Annotated in this window: 15 protein-coding genes; 9 read left to right on the top strand and 6 right to left on the bottom strand. The window is 64.7% G+C overall.

Annotated elements, in window-relative coordinates:
- The first annotated feature begins 170 nt into the window (after window positions 1–170).
- A complete protein-coding gene (locus CEQ44_RS08380; protein ID WP_088201809.1) occupies window positions 171–1,106 on the top strand; it encodes an IS5 family transposase in 936 nt (311 codons plus the stop codon).
- Window positions 1,107–1,257: 151 nt separating this feature from the next.
- On the opposite strand, the gene CEQ44_RS08375 is transcribed toward CEQ44_RS08380, so the two are convergent.
- Window positions 1,258–3,894, bottom strand: a complete 2,637-nt coding sequence (locus tag CEQ44_RS08375) for a M1 family metallopeptidase (protein WP_088184306.1) — start codon at window positions 3,892–3,894, stop codon at window positions 1,258–1,260.
- A 269-nt stretch (window positions 3,895–4,163) separates the two neighbouring features.
- Window positions 4,164–4,625 (bottom strand): preQ(1) synthase, encoded by a 462-nt coding sequence (gene queF, locus CEQ44_RS08370; RefSeq protein ID WP_088184305.1) that lies wholly within the window; start codon window positions 4,623–4,625, stop codon window positions 4,164–4,166.
- Window positions 4,626–4,713: 88 nt separating this feature from the next.
- On the opposite strand from queF, the gene CEQ44_RS08365 reads away from it, so the two are divergent.
- From CEQ44_RS08365 to CEQ44_RS08335, 7 genes are all read left to right on the top strand, one after another.
- Entirely contained in the window at window positions 4,714–6,003 is a 1,290-nt protein-coding gene (locus CEQ44_RS08365) for a hypothetical protein (protein WP_088184304.1), read from the top strand.
- 72 nt (window positions 6,004–6,075) lie between these two features.
- Window positions 6,076–6,921: a sulfurtransferase gene (locus CEQ44_RS08360; RefSeq protein WP_088184303.1), complete on the top strand. Its 846-nt coding sequence runs from the start codon at window positions 6,076–6,078 to the stop codon at window positions 6,919–6,921.
- Window positions 6,918–8,132 (top strand): cystathionine beta-lyase, encoded by a 1,215-nt coding sequence (gene metC, locus CEQ44_RS08355; RefSeq protein ID WP_088184302.1) that lies wholly within the window; start codon window positions 6,918–6,920, stop codon window positions 8,130–8,132. Before CEQ44_RS08360 ends, metC begins: the two co-directional genes overlap by 4 nt.
- Before the next feature lie 4 nt (window positions 8,133–8,136).
- The gene (locus tag CEQ44_RS08350) at window positions 8,137–9,390 is read left to right on the top strand and encodes a mechanosensitive ion channel family protein (protein ID WP_088184301.1); all 1,254 of its coding nucleotides are present in this window, start codon (window positions 8,137–8,139) and stop codon (window positions 9,388–9,390) included.
- Between the two features lie 120 nt (window positions 9,391–9,510).
- Window positions 9,511–10,032 (top strand): sterol desaturase family protein, encoded by a 522-nt coding sequence (locus CEQ44_RS08345; protein ID WP_088184300.1) that lies wholly within the window; start codon window positions 9,511–9,513, stop codon window positions 10,030–10,032.
- Between the two features lie 598 nt (window positions 10,033–10,630).
- Complete coding sequence (gene lgt / locus CEQ44_RS08340) at window positions 10,631–11,497, top strand: prolipoprotein diacylglyceryl transferase (RefSeq protein WP_088184298.1); 867 nt, start codon at window positions 10,631–10,633, stop codon at window positions 11,495–11,497.
- A gap of 7 nt (window positions 11,498–11,504) precedes the next feature.
- Window positions 11,505–12,566, top strand: coding sequence for a class I SAM-dependent methyltransferase (locus CEQ44_RS08335; RefSeq protein WP_088184297.1), 1,062 nt, complete (start codon window positions 11,505–11,507; stop codon window positions 12,564–12,566).
- A 49-nt stretch (window positions 12,567–12,615) separates the two neighbouring features.
- Here the strand turns inward: CEQ44_RS08335 and gmk are convergent, their stop codons facing one another.
- Window positions 12,616–13,281 carry a guanylate kinase gene (gene gmk / locus CEQ44_RS08330; RefSeq protein WP_088184296.1) on the bottom strand — a complete coding sequence of 222 codons (666 nt, stop codon included), beginning with the start codon at window positions 13,279–13,281 and terminating at the stop codon, window positions 12,616–12,618.
- 54 nt (window positions 13,282–13,335) lie between these two features.
- Between gmk and CEQ44_RS08325 the strand changes: the two genes are divergently transcribed.
- On the top strand, window positions 13,336–13,905 hold the full coding sequence (locus CEQ44_RS08325) for a DUF2585 domain-containing protein (protein ID WP_088184295.1): 570 nt from the start codon (window positions 13,336–13,338) through the stop codon (window positions 13,903–13,905).
- Here CEQ44_RS08325 and CEQ44_RS08320 read toward each other — a convergent pair.
- The 3 genes from CEQ44_RS08320 to CEQ44_RS08310 form a co-directional block, all read right to left on the bottom strand.
- Window positions 13,902–14,249: a hypothetical protein gene (locus CEQ44_RS08320; protein ID WP_088184294.1), complete on the bottom strand. Its 348-nt coding sequence runs from the start codon at window positions 14,247–14,249 to the stop codon at window positions 13,902–13,904. The genes CEQ44_RS08325 and CEQ44_RS08320 overlap by 4 nt on opposite strands.
- 39 nt (window positions 14,250–14,288) lie before the next feature.
- Window positions 14,289–15,674 (bottom strand): class II fumarate hydratase, encoded by a 1,386-nt coding sequence (gene fumC / locus CEQ44_RS08315; protein WP_088184293.1) that lies wholly within the window; start codon window positions 15,672–15,674, stop codon window positions 14,289–14,291.
- Window positions 15,675–16,020: 346 nt separating this feature from the next.
- Entirely contained in the window at window positions 16,021–16,851 is an 831-nt protein-coding gene (locus CEQ44_RS08310) for a 23S rRNA (adenine(2030)-N(6))-methyltransferase RlmJ (protein ID WP_088184292.1), read from the bottom strand.
- Between the last annotated feature and the right edge of the window lie 330 nt (window positions 16,852–17,181).

Genomic DNA, 17,181 nt, shown 5'->3' with positions numbered 1-17,181 from the left:
GTATCGAAGGATGCAGGCGCAGCGCCTGGACTTCGCTCAGACCCTACTCAGCACGAACGGTAGTGGTTCCCATCAATGCACATCGGTATGAATGAGACCTGTGCGCGGGTGGGCGTAGACAACGGCTTTAATTGCTGATTCTATGAGCTTTCCGAAGAGGAGAGCAGGACGTGGCGCATCGTTCGATTGGTCAGGAGCGGTTTGGTTTTGCTGGTCGCGCGCGGTCGGCATCATCGCTCGACACGCTTGGCAAGCTGATTGATTGGGCTTCGGTCGCGGCGCTTCTCGATCCGCTTTATTCTGCCAGCAAGGGCGAGCCCGCCTGGCCACCTCTGGCGATGTTCAAGGCCCTACTTTTATCGATCTGGTACGACCTGTCGGACGTGAAGCTGGCCGAGGCGCTTGATGATCGGGCTTCCTTCCGCCGCTTTTGTGGTTTTTCGGGTACGGAAGCGACACCAGAACGGACAGCATTTGTACGCTTTCGCAAGGAACTGGTCGCCCACAAGCTGGATCGGTTACTGTTCCTGGCTGTGACGGCGCAGCTCAAATCAAAGGCAGTCACAGTCAAGACCGGCACGCTGGTCGATGCCACGATCATTGCCTCGGCCAGCGAGGACGATGATGATGCGAGATGGGTCAAACATAAGGGAAAACGGGCTGTCCATGGCTTCAAGGCACATGTCGGCGCCGATGCTGATACGGCGTTAGTCGAGGAAGTATCGATCACATCTGCCAATATTAACGATGGCAAGGCAGGCCCCGAAGCGCTGCCCGACAATCCCGGCGAGGTGTTTGCCGACAGTGCCTATCGCGGCAACCACTTCTGTGATGCTGTGCGGGCAAAGGGCGGCATAGCGCGGATCGTCGCCACCGGCATGTGGGGCCGCGACGAACAGGAAACGCTGCGTAAACTCAAAGAATGGAATCAACCGATCCACAGAGTGCGGGGCCGGATCGAGAAGATCTTCGGTACATGGAAGCGCTGCTATGGCCTGCGCCGAATGCGATGGCGAGGTCTCGCCAAAGCCGCCGTTCAAGTCCATCTCACCGCCATCGCCTACAACCTCAAGCGCACCATGAACATTCTCGCGGCCCTGGCATAAAGGGTGTCTCCGCTCTTGCCAGAGCGGCGGAGATGGAAGTCCAGCACCACCCAAAAATAGAAAAAACAACGTGTTTCAGCGCTCTACGCCCACCCGCGCACAGGTCTCATGAATCAAAAAAGGCGGTGGATCACGCCACCGCCCCATCTGTTTACTTCTTCGCCGCGAACCAGGCGGTCAGCGGCGCCTGCAAGCGGCTCCGCGTCTCGATCCGCGTCTTGATCGCGGAGATGGCGCGATCCACCACCTTGCGCGATTCGGGCGTCAGATATTGGGTGGCATAGGCGTCGAGCTTCGTCGCCATCGCCGGATCGGCTGATCCCCCGCCCAGGCGCGCCAAGGCCTGGCTGCGCGCCGACACGTCGATCATCGCCTCATATTGCGCCCGGTGCGCCAGCACATAATCGACCGCCAGCATCGGATGCTCATAGCCCACCGCGCTGATGATCGCCGCGCTCGTCGTCTTGCCCGGCTCGTCGGTCATGGCGAGGTCCAGCGCCTGCGCCGCCAGCTTTTCGTCCTTCGCCCCGCCCAGCAGCGCATAGGTGCTGCTCTTCTCCAGGTCCGTCGTCGCGCCCTTGGCCATGGCGCGCAGCTTGTCCCAGGTCGCCTGATCGGCGTTCTTCGCGATGATCGACAGCCATGTGTTGCGCAGCGGCCCATCAAGCAGCGCCGGCTGGGCGAAGCGGCGATTGGCTTCCGCCACCACCGCCTTGTCGCCCATGTCGCCCAGCGTCGCCACCAGCGCCTGACGCAGCACCGGCGCCTGCGCCGCCTCGCCCGGCTTGGCGTCATAGCCGATCCCTGCCAGCACCGGCCCCAGCTTGGCCGATCCATAGGCGGCAACCCGCGCCTGCGCGGCCTTGTCGCTTTCCAGCATCGCATGGGCGCTACTGATATATTCGGGCACCTCCGCCAGCACGGCGGGGCTGGCGGTCGCGGGCACCGCGTCCACCAGGTCCATCGCCAGCCCAATCGGCTGATAGCCGCCCAGGCCAAGCTGGAAATTATCCGCCAGCAACCCGGTCTGGTCGATGCTGGCGAGCTTGGTGAAGTCCTTCGCCAGCGCCTTCACGTTCGCGGCCGGATAGAGCGAACGATAATAGCCCGTCTGCCCCGCATTGACGACGTACGCGCCGCAGCCCGGCAGCGTCACCGTCCCCTTGCCCTGCAAAATCAGCCGCTGCGCCTCGCCGCCCAGCGTCTGCGCCTTGACCGGCACGTTCCACGATAGCGGCGCCTTGTTCTTCTGGTCGCGGCTGAACTCGCTTTGGCTCAGCGTCAGGACCGTCGATCCGCCCTTGCACACCGCGCTGTCCACCGTGACCAGCGGGATACCCGGCTTCGACGTAAAGTCATGCGCGATGCTCACCAGCCCCTTGGCCCCCGCCCCCTCGACCGCTTTCCACAGATCGTCGGTCACGGTGTTGCCGTAAGCGTGCGCCTTCATATAGGCTTGAATGCCCGCCTTCCACGCGTCCTCGCCGGCGTACCCCTCCAGCATAGTGATGACCGCTTCGCCCTTTTGATAGGTGATGGCGTCGAACGCCTGGTTCACCTGATCGACGGTCGTGATCTTCTGCACGACGGCATGGGTGGTGGCGAGCGAATCGAGGCTCATCGCCGCCTCGCGCCCATCGACGCGGGTCAGCAGCATTTCCCAGTCAGGTTGCAGCTTGTCCGTCACCTTGGTCGCCATCCAGCTCGCAAAGCCCTCGTTCAGCCACAGATCGTCCCACCAGGCCATGGTGACGAGATCGCCGAACCACTGATGCGCCATTTCATGCGCCACCGTTTCATAGATGCGGCGCTTGGTCGCTTCGGACGTGAATCGCGGATCGACCAGCAAGGCGCGTTCGAAGGTGAAGATCGCGCCCCAATTCTCCATCGCGCTGAAAAACTGGCTTTGGCCGGGGCCAGCGACATTATCCAGCTTGGGCAGCGGATAGGGCACGCCGAAATAGTCGTTGAAATAGGGCAGGATGCTGACCGACGCATCCAGCGCCAGTTGCGCCTTGCCGGTATTACCCTTGCCAACAATCACGCCGACTTCGGTATTGCCGGCCATCTTGGTCGCCCGGTCCAGTTCGCCCAGCCCGAAGAACAGCAGGTAGGAGGACATTTTCGGGCTGGTGCCGAACGTCACCATGCTCTTGCCGCCGCCCAGATCCTTGGTCGCCTTGACCGGCATGTTGCCGACCGCAAGCTGGCCCGTGGGGATGACCGCGGACAGATCGAACGTCGCCTTATAGCTCGGCTCGTCCCAGCTCGGCACGAACCGGCGCGCATCGGGCGCTTCGAACTGCGTGAAGAGCGCGCGCTTAGCCGCCCCTGCATTGTCGGTATAGTCCAACGCGAACAGGCCATTCGCCTGCTGGTTGATGATGCCGGCATAGACGATGTCGACCTTGTAGCTGCCAGGCTGGATCGGCTTGCCGAAATCCAGGCTCACGGTCTGCGCATCCGCATCTACCTTCGCCACGCCCTTGATCGCCTTGCCGTTTGCGGGCGTCAGCGTGACGGTGGAGACGGTCAGATCGGCCGCGTTCAGCACCAGCGTCGGCAGCGCGGTCGCAACGCTGACGTCGATCGTCACTTTGCCTGTGAACGTCAGCTTCGCCGCATCGGGCGTCACTTCAATCGCATAGTGGCTGGGCGCTGCGCCGCGCGGCAATTGGGTGGTGATGCCAGCGGCAGGGCCGGTCGGCGCGGTCTGGGCCAGCGCAGGCGACAGCAGGGCGACGGGGGCGGCCGCAATCAGCAGCGGCAGAACTTTCTTAAGCGACATAGGACTAGTAGACTCCGACACGTCTTGGGGGCGCATGATATCCTATCACGCGCGCGATAAACGCGGGATCACCCGTTTCGCTGCATCGGTCAAGCGATGGAACGCGGTTGCACTGTCGTTAGTCGAACCCTGTAGCCCGTTCGTCAATCAGGACTGATCCAACTTAAACTACCCCCGCTCGCTTCGAGCGCAGTCGAGAAGCGAATAGCGCCGTGCTTGCGTTTAGCTTCGCTGGACTCGACTTCGCTCGAAACGAACGGATGGCAGGATTATCCGCGCCCTCTATACCCCGGCACATCCTGCGCCGGCAGCCACATCCCCGCCGGCGGCTCGCCCGATTGCCAGAACACGTCGATCGGGATCCCGCCACGCGGATACCAATAGCCGCCGATGCGCAGCCAGATCGGGTCCATCTCAGCGAACAACCGCTCGCCGATGCCCACGGTGCAATCCTCATGAAACGCCGCATGGTTGCGGAACGCGCCCAAAAACAGCTTGAGCGACTTCGATTCGACGATCGTCGCGCCCGGCGCATAATCGATCACCAGATGGGCGAAGTCGGGCTGGCCCGTCACCGGGCAGAGCGACGTGAACTCCGGCGCGGTAAAGCGCACCAGATAGGGTTTGCCGGAGCGCGGATTGGGCACATAATCCAGCACAGCCGCTTCCGGGCTGGCGGGAAGGGCGCTGCTCTGCCCCAGATGCAGGGGCGCGGTGGGAATATCTGTCATGCGCCGCCATCTACGCGATTGCACGCCTGATGTCATCGGTCCGCATTGTTCACTTGCGGTTCAGCCATTCTTGTGCCTTGGCAGGGCCATGGGGTATCCTATTCGTCCGTCGTCGTTCGCCGCGCCGCTGCTGGCCATCGCGGCATTGTCCATGTCGCCCGTACAGGCGCAGGAAACCGCCCCCGGCTTCCAGCTGCCGCCCGCAAACTCGACGCCCGCGCCCAATCCGAACCGCCAGGGGCCGGAACTCAACGTCTATCGCGATCCCGTGACGCCGCGCACGACTGAGCCAGCCACCCCGCCCGTCGTCGCGCCCACAGTGACGCCGCCACCCGCGACGGTGCAGCCGACGCCGCAGCCCAGCCGACCACGCCCAGCGCCATCCGCGACGCCTGCCGAAGCGCCCCGCACGCCGCGCCAGACCGAGCGCGCCACGCCGCCGCCCGCGCAACCGACGCGTGCGCCGGAAGCCGCACCACCCGCCGCTCCGGCGCAGCCAGCAACCGACGACGCGCCCGCCAACGCCAGCGCTCCGGTTGCGCCCGCACCCCAGCCAGCGCCCGCGCCCGCCGACAATGCCGTGGACAGCCCGCAACCGGCAACCGCCCCTGCGGCGGAAGAGGCCAGCCCGCTGTCCCTGCCCTGGATCATCGGCGGCGTGCTGGCTTTGGCGGTATTGGCCGCTGCCTTCCTGCTGCGCCGTCGCCGCCCTGCCGCCGCACCGCTGATCGAACCGGAACTCGTCCCCGCTCCGGTCGCTACGCCCAAGACGCCCGCTGCGCCGCCACCGCCCGGCGACACCGTGCGCGTCACCCCCGCCGCGCCGGCCACCGCCCGCACGCCCGCCCCCGCGACGTCCGATCGCCCCTGGCTCGCCATGGACCTGATCGTGTCGCAGGCGCGCTATTCGTTGATGGGCGTGACGATCAGCTACAGCCTGATCCTGCACAATCGCGGCGACCGCCCGGCGCGCGACGTGCTGGTGCGCGGCATATTGGGCACCGGCGGCGCGCAGCAGCAGGCCTTGCTCAACGGCTTCTTCACCGGCGATGAAGGCCTGCCGCTGCACAGCGCCGTATCGATCGCATCGGGCGAAACGCTCCAGCTGACCGGCGAATTGCGCTTGGCCCCCGACCAGATCGTGCCGGTGACGATGGGCCAGCGCAGCCTGCTGATCCCGCTCGCCGCTTTCGACGCCGCCTATCGCTGGGGGCCAGAGGACGACGCAACGGCGCAAGGACGTACCGCGCGCGCCTTCATCGTCGGGCAGGAACAGGAACCACCCGCCGAGCGCCTCGCACCGCTGCGCCTGGATCAGGGGCCGCGCCAATATCGCCGCCCCGCCGCCCGCGCCGCGGCGGAGCTCACCCCGGCCTGATACACGCAACGCCCTTTAATCCCTTGCCGTCCCGCTCTAAGACAGGCGCAAACAAGGGCCGAAGGACGCCGCATGACCATCTTCATTTCCACCGCAGATCTTGCCGCAGAACTGGGCCAGCCCGATCTCGTCATTCTCGACGCCAGCCTGTTCCTGCCCGGCACCCCGCGCGATCCCCGCGCCGAATATGAAGCCGCGCATATCCCCGGCGCAGTCTTTCTCGACCTGCCGACGCTGAACGACCCCGCGGACCCGACGCCGGGCATGGTGCCCCCCGACGATCTCATGACGCAACGCGCCCAGGCGCTGGGGATCAATGCCGACAGCCGCATCATCGTCTATGACAACAGCCCGGTCCACAGCGCCGCGCGCGGCTGGTGGATGATGCGCCTCTATGGCCTCGGTAAATCCACAGCGATCCTCGATGGCGGCCTGCCCAAATGGGTGGCGGAGGGTCGCTCGACCGAAAGCGGCGCGGTAACACCCGCCCCCGGCGCCGCCGTCGCCCGCCGCGCATCAGGCCAGGTCCGCACCAAGGCCGACCTGATCGCCAATGTCGCCAGCGGCGCGGAACAGGTGCTGGACGCGCGCGGCGCGGGCCGCTTCACCGGCGCAGAGGCGGAACCGCGCCCCGGCATGGCATCGGGCCATATCCCCGGATCGCGCAACCTCCCCTCCTCCGCCCTGTTCAACCCGGACAACAGCATGAAATCGGGCGAAGAACTGCGCGCATTGTTCGAGGGCGCGGGTATCGACCCGGCCGCCCCGGTCATCACCACCTGCGGCAGCGGCGTCACCGCCGCGATCCTGCTCGCGGGCCTCGAAACGCTCGGCAACACGCACGTCACCCTCTATGATGGCAGTTGGTCCGAATGGGGCATCGATCCCGCCATGCCCAAGGCGACGGGCGCCGCATGAGCGAAGATACGCGCAGGCCCCTGACCAAACTCGCCCAGGCCGGCCGCAAACCGGAATGGACGGGCATGCCCGGCCAGCCCGGCGCGATCGTCAGCCCGCCGGTCTGGCGCGCCTCGACCATCCTCTATGACGACGTCGCCCATCTGCGCAAAGCCGCGGGCAGCAGCACCCACGAACGCCTCTTCTACGGGCGCAAGGGCACGCCGACCGCCTGGAGCCTGGCCGACGCGCTCACCGAAATGGAGCCGGGCGCGGAGGGGACGATGCTCTATCCCTCCGGCGTCGCAGCCATCGCCTGTGCGCTGATGGCGGTATTGAAGCCCGGCGACCGGCTCCTGATGGTGGACAGCGCCTATGACCCGACCCGTAATTTCTGCACACAACTGTTGGATAGTTACGGTATCGAAACGATCTATTATGATCCCACAACTGTATCACTCGATGTCTATCTTGAAGGCGGCCCGATCCGCGCCCTCTTCCTCGAAAGCCCCGGCAGCCTAACCTTCGAAGTGCAGGACGTGCCTGCGATCACCGCCTGGGCGAAGGCGAACGGCATCGTCACCCTGCTCGACAACACCTGGGCCACGCCGCTCTATTTCCCGGCCCTGTCCCATGGCGTCGACATATCGATCCTCGCCTGCACCAAATATATCGTCGGCCATAGCGACGTGATGATGGGTTCAGTCACCGCCACCGCCGAATGGTTCGCGAAGATCCGCCAGACCGCCTATGCCTTCGGCCAGATGGTCAGCCCCGACGACGCCTGGCTCGCCAGCCGCGGCCTGCGCACGCTTGGGCTGCGGCTGCAACAACATCAGGACAGCGCCCTCGCCATCGCCCAATGGCTGAAAGACCAGCCAGACGTCGCCCGCGTCCTCCACCCCGCGCTGCCCGACTGCCCCGGCCACGCCCTGTGGCAGCGCGATTTTTCAGGCTCGACCGGCCTCTTCACCTTCATCCTCAACGGCGGCGACGATGCGGCCCGCGCCGCCCTGATCGACGGTCTCGCCCATTTCGGCATCGGCTATAGCTGGGGCGGCTTTGAAAGCCTGGCCCTGCCCGTCGATCCGGCCCGCTACCGCAGCGCGACGATCTGGGACGCACAAGGCCCGGCCATCCGCCTCCATATCGGGCTGGAAGACCCGGCCGATCTGATCGCCGACCTCGCCGCCGGCCTCGCCCGCTTCCGCGCCGTGCGCGACAGCGGCTAAGGGGATGACCCCGGACCTCTCCCACCTGCTCGCACGCCTGCCGGGCGACCCGAACATCGTCCAGCCCGTCATCGCGCTGGGAATTGCCGTGCTTTTCTACGCTGCCGCCTGGGCGCTTGGCCGCGCCCTCGCGCCGCGCGTGGCCCGCCGCCTGCCCCCGGTCAGCGATATATTGGCGGGTCATGTCCGCGCCATCCTGCGCCATGGCATCGCCGCACTGCTGCTGCCGCTGCCGCTGGCCTTCTTCCCGGTCGGTTCGCTCGCCCATCTGGTGATCGGCACGATATTGGGGGGCGCCGTCGCGCTGCTGGCGATCCACATCCTGCGCGGTCTCGCCATCCCGCGCTGGGCGGTGGCGCCGCTCGCGCTCATCCTCTTCATCTTCATTGTTTCCGGCAGCGGTGGGGGAATCGCCCCTGTCGGCGACATGCTCGACCGCATCGGCGTGGACCTGGGCAAACGGCGCATCACCCTGCTCGGCCTGTTGTCGATCGCGGCCACCTGCGTCGCCCTCTTCGCGGCCGTGCGCCTCGCCAATCGTCTGATCGGCCGCTCGATCCAAAGGGCCGACGGCTTCGATCCGACCCAAAAGCTGCTGGCGCAAAAGCTCGCCGCCATCGCCGTCGTCGTCGCCGCCTTCTTCGTGGGCGTCGACATGCTGGCGATCGACCTGACCGCCTTCGCCGTCTTTTCCGGCGCATTCGGCCTCGCCATCGGCTTTGGCCTGCAAAAGACCGTGGGCAATCTGATCGCGGGCATCATCCTGCTGATGGACCGTTCCATCAAGCCGGGCGACGTCATCGTCGTGGGCGACAGTTTCGGCTGGGTGAACAAGATCGGCGTCCGCGCCGTCTCCGTCATCACCCGCGACGGCAAGGAACATCTGATCCCCAACGAAAATCTGATGACGCAGGAGGTCGAGAACTGGTCCTATTCCGACCGTAACGTCCGCGTCCGTATTCCCGTGGGCATCGCCTATGACAGCGACCTGCAACTCGCCCAGCAACTGATGCTCCAGGCCGCCCTGGACAGCCCCCGCGTCTTGCGCGATCCCCAGCCCAATGTCTGGCTCACCGCCTTTGGGGAAAGCCGCGTCGACCATGAAATCCTCGTCTGGATCAGCGACCCGGAAGGCGGCGTGGGCAATGTGAAGTCCGACGTGCTGGGCCGCGTCTGGCAGCTGTTCCGCGACAACAATATTGCCATTCCCTACCCGCAGCGCGTCATCCATCAGGCGCCTGATACGCGCCAGTCCTAAGCCCTGGTCCCGCCGGTTCAGCCCGGTTCAGCCTTCGTCCGCGTATGCCGTGCACCAACGGACAGCCATCCGCATCATTACAGGGTCGCCACCGCCCTTCGCCGCGCCTATATTGCCGTCATGTCCGCTCTTTCCCTTCTCCTCATCTTCCTCGCCACGCTCGCCGCGATGGAGGGGTTTGCCTATGTCGTGCACCGCTGGATTATGCACGGCCCCGGCTGGTTCCTCCACGCCAGCCACCACCGCCCGCGCACCGGGATGTGGGAAGCGAACGACCTTTATTTCGTGATCTTCGCCTTCCCCTCCATCCTGCTGCTGCTGGGCGGGGTGCAATGGGACTGGGGCCATTGGGCGACCGCAATGGGCACCGGAATCGCCGCCTATGGCGCCATTTATCTCGGCTTCCACGACATCATCGTGCATCAGCGGGTCAAGCACCGCTACGTCGCCCGCTCGCCCTATATGAAGCGCATCGTCCAGGCTCACCGCCTGCACCATGCGGTCGAAACGAAGGCAGGCACCGTCAGCTTCGGCTTCCTGGTCGCCCCCCACCCCACAGCGCTGAAACGCGAACTGGCCGAACGCGGCCGTCAAGGCGTGCGCGCGGCGAAGGGGCTGGAGGATGCGGACGCGAGGGACTGATTGGGGTGGTTTCCTGCCATTCCCCTCCCGCCTGCGGGAGGGGCAGCGAGACTTGCGCGCGTAGCGCGTTAGTCGCAGCGGGGTGGGCCTTCGAGGCGTCGCGCCCACACCCTAGCCCCCTCCCGCCAGTGGGCAGGGGAATAACGTCCGCTTTTGGTCGCTTTCCGACCATCCCCCTGTCATGCAGTGGCTTTAGACTCGCCGCCCATGCCACGCTCTTTCCTATTCGCCCATTCTCTGGTTTACCCTCATCGATGGACCAGCCGCTTGTCACTTCGCCGATGGCACATGCCGATCACCGCCCCGGCCGCGTCGCCATCGCATCCGTGGCGCAAAGATGGCGCGAACCCGGCGCGTCGGTGTGGCGTCGGTGTGACCCAATCCTGACCCCGAACTTACCCAACTGTGGCCTCGCGATAGCGTCGCAAGCGCGTCGGCGGCGCTTTACGCGCAAATCGCCCGACAACGGTGTGAACTTCGACCGTGGAGTCCAACCGGCCCCGTCGAAACACACCGCCATCATCAAATCGCCGTCCCCCCTTCATCTTGGCCGCCGCTTGTTCTATGCCCGCAATCCAATTCCCAAGGGGACGTCGTTTTGATCCTGGACCTTGCCGCCGCCGCATCGGGCGCCATTCGCTTTGAAGATCTGGGGCTGGACCCCGTCGCCCTCAATCTGGGCTTCTTCACGCTGAAATGGTACAGCCTCGCCTATCTGTCGGGTATCCTGATCGGCTATTGGTATCTGCTCAAACTGGTCGCCCAGCCCGGTTCGCCGATGGGCCGCCGCCATGCCGACGACATGATCTTCTACGCGACGCTGGGCATCATCATCGGCGGACGACTGGCCTATGTGATCTTCTACCAGCCCGAAATCCTGGCCCACCCGCTCGACATCTTCAAGCTGTGGAATGGCGGCATGTCCTTCCATGGCGGCGCGGTCGGCGTGTCGCTCGGCATCCTCTACATGGCGTGGAAGGAAAAGCTCAGCTGGCTGCGCATCCACGACTATGTCGCCTGCGTCGTCCCCTTCGGCCTGTTCTTCGGCCGGCTCGCCAATTTCGTGAACGGCGAATTGTGGGGCAAGGAAACCGACGTCCCCTGGGGCATCATCTTTCCCACTGGCGGTCCCTTCGCCCGCCATCCGAGCCAGCTTTACGAAGCCGCGCTGGAGGGCGTCGTCCTGTTTCTCATCCTCGCCTTCGCCTTCTGGAAGACGCGGGCGCGCTACAAGCCCGGCATGCTCGTCGGCATCTTCATCCTGGGCTATGGCTGCTTCCGCTTCGGGGTCGAATATTTCCGCGAAGCCGACGCCCAGTTGATGGAGTTCGCCGCGCGCACCGGCCTGCATATGGGCCAGTGGCTGTGCGTGCCGATGATACTGGGCGGCCTCTACCTGATCGCCACCGCCGGTCGCCGCCGCGTGCGGGTTGAGCCGATCGCCGGGGCGAACAGTGTCGCCTGAACACCCCATGCCGACCGATCTGCCGCTGGCGGATCGGCTGGCGCGGCAGATCGCTTCGGGCGGCCCGATCTCGGTCGCCCATTATATCGCCGAAGCGAACCAGCATTATTACGCCACTCGCGATCCCCTGGGCGCGGACGGCGATTTCACCACTGCGCCGGAAATCAGCCAGATGTTCGGCGAACTGGTCGGCCTGGCGCTCGCCGACATCTGGATGCGGTCGGGCCGCCGCCCCCAGGCTGTCTATGCCGAGCTGGGGCCGGGCCGCGGCACGCTGGCGGCCGACGCGCTGCGGGCGATGGAGCGCGCGGTGCTCGCCCCCAAAGTGCATCTGGTCGAAACCAGCCCTGCGCTGCGCGGTCGCCAGTTGGCGCTGCTGCCCCACGCCGTCCATCATGACAGTATCGACAGCTTGCCCGACACCGGCCCGCTGCTGGTGGTCGCCAATGAATTTTTCGACGCCCTGCCCGTCCGCCAGTGCATCCGTGTCGGGGACGAATGGCGCGAGCGCGTCGTCGTCAGCCGGGAGGGTAAGGGCCGTTTCCTCCCCGTCCCCGGCTATCGCCGTATCGAATCGGGCCTGCCCCCGCTCGCGGTCGATGCCCCCGAAGGCGCGATCCTCGAATCGCCGATCGTCGGCGCGGGCATCGCCTATGCCCTGGCCCACCGCATCGCCAAACAGGGCGGCGCCGCCATCATCATCGACTATGGCTATGAGGGGCCGGCGCTCGGCGATACGCTCCAGGCGGTGAAGGCGCACCAGTTCGCCGACCCCTTCACCGATCCGGGCGACGTGGACCTGACCACCCATGTCGATTTCACGCTGTTGGGCAATATGGCGCGCCAGGCGGGCCTGCGCGTCCATGGCCCGGTCGGCCAGGGCGACTATCTGCGCCAACTCGGCATCGACGCCCGCGCCGACCAGCTCGCCCGCACCGCGCCCGCCCGTACCGCGGAGGTGGAGGCCGCCCGCCACCGCCTGACCGACGAAGCGGAAATGGGGGCATTGTTCAAGGCGATGGTCTGGACCCACCCCGACTGGGCGGACCCCGCGGGCTTCGAAAAATAGCTTTCCTACTGATCCGTTTCTGTCGCACGCTTCAGGGATGGCGAAGCGCTCAGTCTTCCTGGTGGTAACGGCCCAGCTTGCGGATGAAGCCGATAAGGCCGGTCTGCCGGCTGCGCTTCATCCGTTCGGCATGCAATATGGTCTGGACCCGCGCGAAACAGTCATCGGCATCGACATTGCACAGCACATAATCATAGCCGTCCCAATGCGCGATCTCGCCCGCGGCGCGCGCCATGCGGCCGTCGATCACTTCGTCGCTGTCAGTCGCGCGCCCGCGCAAGCGCCGCTCCAGCTCTTCCATGGACGGCGGCAGGATGAAGATGCGGACGACATCGCCGCCGGCAATCTGGTGCAGCTGTTGCGCGCCCTGCCAATCGATGTCGAACAACACGTCCTGGCCAGCCTTCAGCATCGCTTCCACCGGCGCGCGGGGGGTGCCATAACGCTGGCCGAACACATGCGCCCATTCCAGGAACTCATGGTCGCTCGTCATCCGGCGGAATTCTTCCAGATCGACGAAATGATAATCTTTCCCGTCGATTTCCCCCGGCCGCATCGGCCGCGTGGTCGCCGATACCGACATGGACAGGTCCGGCTCGGCGGCCAGCAACTTGCGCGCAATGGTGGATTTGCCCGCGCCCGATGGAGAGGAAAGGACGAAAAGAACGCCTCGCCGCTTGAAATCGGGAATCTCTGCAAGAAGGGTGTCGGCCATGGCCGCTAGTGACGCCTGGGACGCGATTTTGCAAGAGGGGGCTGGGGAGAGACGATGCGACGCAGACGAAGGACCAACCGGCGCGGCTTTATCGTTGCAGCCCTGATCGCGCTGGCAGCGGGCGTCATCCTGTTCCTCATGCACCGCCCGCCCATCTGCACCTGCGGCTATGTGGAACTATGGCACGGCGCGCTCGACAACGGCAACAGCCAGCATATCGCCGACTGGTACAGCCTCAGCCACGTCATTCATGGCTTCCTATTCTATGCAGGTGCGCGCCTGCTGCTCCGCGGTCGCCCGCTGGGACCGCGACTGGCGCTGGCCGTGCTGGTCGAATCGGCGTGGGAGATATCGGAAAATTCGTCCATCATCATCGACCGCTATCGCACCGCCACGATCGCGCTGGGCTATTCCGGCGACACGATCCTCAATTCGATGAGCGATATCGGCATGATGGCACTTGGCTTTTTGTTTGCAAGCCGGGTGCCAGCGGGAATTACGATCGCGCTCGCCATCGCGATGGAATTGCTGGCTCTGGCAGTGATTCGCGACAATCTGACGCTTAACGTGCTAATGCTGACCTGGCCGGTCGACGCGTTGCGCGACTGGCAGGCGGCGCTTTAGGCTTGGCCGACTTTGCGCGCGCTTTCGATCGGGATCGGCTCGCCGCTTTTGTCGGGCAGCAGCTTCAGGTTCTTCTTGCGCTCCGCCTCGCGCCTGGCCTCATACAATTTACCGACCATATAGGCACCGGTTACGAACAGCGCGCCGGCGGGATAGCGCATGATGATCCGCTTGGCCCCCGCCCCGGCGAGCAGGCCAAACACGCCCTTCTTGCCCGTCCCCGCCGCGACCCGCGCGGCGACGACGGTCGCTCCGATCCGCGCGGCCTTGCGCAACAGGCCCGCCTTTTTAGGCGGACGGATCGTCACCAGCGGGGTGGAGGGGATCAGGGATTTTTTCTTCATACAGGATTAATGTATCGAACGCCCGCCGGTTCCGCCATCTCAAACCATATTTTCCGGCCGCACCAGCCGGTCGAAGGTCGCTTCGTCCACCAGCCCCAATTCCAGACCCGCCTCCTTGAGCGTCTGCCCCTTTTTATGCGCATATTTGGCGATGGCCGCGGCATTGTCATAGCCGATCTCCGGCGCCAGCGCGGTGACCAGCATCAGCGACCGATCGACCAGATCGGCGATCCGCGCCTCATTCGCTTGCAAGCCTTCGATACAACGCTCGGCAAAGCTCTCCATGCCGACGCTGAGCAGGTGGATCGAGCGCAGCACATTGGCCCCGATTAGCGGCATGAAGACGTTGAGTTCGAAATGCCCCTGCATCCCCCCGATCGTCACCGCCTGCGCATTGCCGATCACTTGCGCCGCAACCATCGTCAGCGATTCGCACTGGGTCGGGTTGACCTTCCCCGGCATGATCGAACTGCCCGGCTCGTTGGCGGGCAGGTCCAGTTCGCCCAGCCCCGATCGCGGTCCCGACCCAAGGAAGCGGATGTCATTGGCGATCTTGGTCAGCGACACCGCCAGCGTGCTGAGCGCGCCGGCAAAGAAGACCAGCCCATCCTTGGCGGCGAGCTGTTCGAACTTGTTGGGCGCGCTTTCGAACGGCGTACCGACGATATCGCTGATCGCCGCGACCATATCCTCCGCCCAGCCTGCGGGCGCATTGAGACCGGTGCCGACCGCGGTGCCGCCAATCGCCAGCTTGCGGATATTGCCATTGAGAGCGCCCTCGATCCGCGCACGCGCGCTCACCAACTGCGCGGCATATCCCGAAAATTCCTGCCCCAGCGTCAGGGGCGTGGCGTCCTGCGTATGGGTGCGGCCGATCTTGACGATATGGCCCCAGGCCTGCGCCTTGTCGGTCAAAGCCCCGGTCAGCTTTTCCAGCGCCGGGATCAGCCGATCGCGCGTCGCGATCACGGTCGCGACATGCAGCGCGGTGGGAAAGCTGTCGTTGGACGACTGGCTCATGTTGACATGGTCGTTGGGATGGACCGGGCTCTTGCCACCGCGCGTCCCCGCCAGCTTCTCATTGGCGAAGCCGGCGATCACTTCGTTGACATTCATGTTGGTCTGCGTGCCCGACCCGGTCTGCCAGATGACGAGCGGAAACTGATCGTCCAGCGCGCCCGACACGATCTGTTGCGCGGCATCCTCGATGGCCGTAACCAGTTTGGCGTCCAGACCATGCTTCCCATTTACCCGCGCCGCCGCCTGCTTCACGATCGCCTGCGCATGGACGATGCTGATCGGCATCCGCTCAGGTTCGCCGAACGGGAAATTCTCGATACTCCGCTGCGTCTGCGCGCCCCAATAGGCGGCAGCGGGCACCTCTATGGCGCCGATACTGTCGGTTTCGGTGCGGGTATCGGACATTTTGGCAGGCTCCCGATGGGTTTTGGATCACGACTATGGGGGTGGATTTAGGTGGAAGCGGCGGACATCCAAGGGGTCCGGGATGGGCGGGGTCATGCGCGCGGCGAAACTTCTCGAACGTCTCCTTTGTGAGGATATTTGAGTTTGATGAGGATAGTGGAGGGCGCGCGTGTAGGACAGAGGGTTCGGCGTGACGGAATTGCCCTAAGTCCCGTCGCTTGAAAGCCAATGCACTTCGTCTAAAACTTGCCATTCCCGGCAGGACCATGTTTGCAGACCCGAAGAGCTTGGGTTGGGACTTCGCTGCCGTTCCCGACGCTTTTAGCTACTGACTGCTTTCGATCCTTTAATCGCCCAACCAATCGGTTGTGATCTCGCCCCTGTGCCCCTCCGGCGCCAACGCGACGCGCAGGGCTTCCAGCAGAGGCGGCAGCGCCTGCGTAAAGGCGTAGGGCGGGTTGACGATATAAAGGCCAGCGCCGTTATAGAGGCCGGGTTGCTCACTATCGTACAACCAATGCTCCGCCACCAGAAATTTCGGGATGCCAAGTTGGCGTAACTGCTGCTTCCAGCGCCCATGCGTGGCGCGGTCTTTCAGGGGATACCAGATCACCGTCACGCCATGCGCCCATTTGCGGTGCGCCGCGGCGAGGGTAGCCGTGATGCGCGCGCGTTCGTCCAGCTGCTCATAGGGCGGGTCGACCACCACCACGCCGCGCGGCGTTCGGGGCGGCAGCATCGCCAGCCAAAACTCGTAGGCATCGCGCTCATGCACGGCAGCGGATGTACCGCGCATCACGCCGCGCAGGGCATAGGCGTCCTCGGGATGTTTCTCGTTCAGGATAAGAAAATCCTGCGAGCGCAAAAGCTGCGCCAGAATCTGCGGCGAGCCGGGGTAGAGGTGCGGCGCGGCCCCGACATTCACCGCCCGCACGGCGGCGCGATAGTCGTCCAGCAAGGGATTTGGATCGGCAAAGGCCCGTTGCACGCCCTGCATGGACTCGCCGGTGCGTTGGGCCTCCTCCCCGTCAAGGTCGTACAGACCGCAGCCGGCATGGGTGTCGATCAGGGTCAGCGCGCCTGGTTTTTGCTGCAAGGCTTGCACGAGGGCAATCAGCAGGCAGTGCTTCACCACGTCGGCGCTATTGCCAGCATGGAAGGAATGACGATAATTCATGACGACTCAAAAATCCTGACGATCCACTCTTGTACGAACTGCTGGACGCAGTGGCCAAGCGTGAAGCAGTGGCAGAAACCAATGCGCGCTAGTATAAAGGCGAGCGGAAACCTTCAACGCACTTTTGCGTAAAGCCTTACGCCTGCTTTATCGACCGTCACAGAGGCGGAAACGCAAGGCTCCCGGCGCACGGGAATATGCGATCATCGCATAGCCGATGCGACCAGCATTACCAAGAGACGACGACGCTTCGACCTATGCTCATGGTCGTGCCGGACTTGGTGCCGCTCAATGGAAAGGTGACTTGGATTGGTCGCGAACTGCCGGGGT

This window comes from Sphingobium sp. Z007 (assembly GCF_900013425.1).
Taxonomy (GTDB): domain Bacteria; phylum Pseudomonadota; class Alphaproteobacteria; order Sphingomonadales; family Sphingomonadaceae; genus Sphingobium.
Note: the sequence above shows the minus strand (reverse complement) of the source record. Positions and strands in the feature narration are given on the sequence as shown.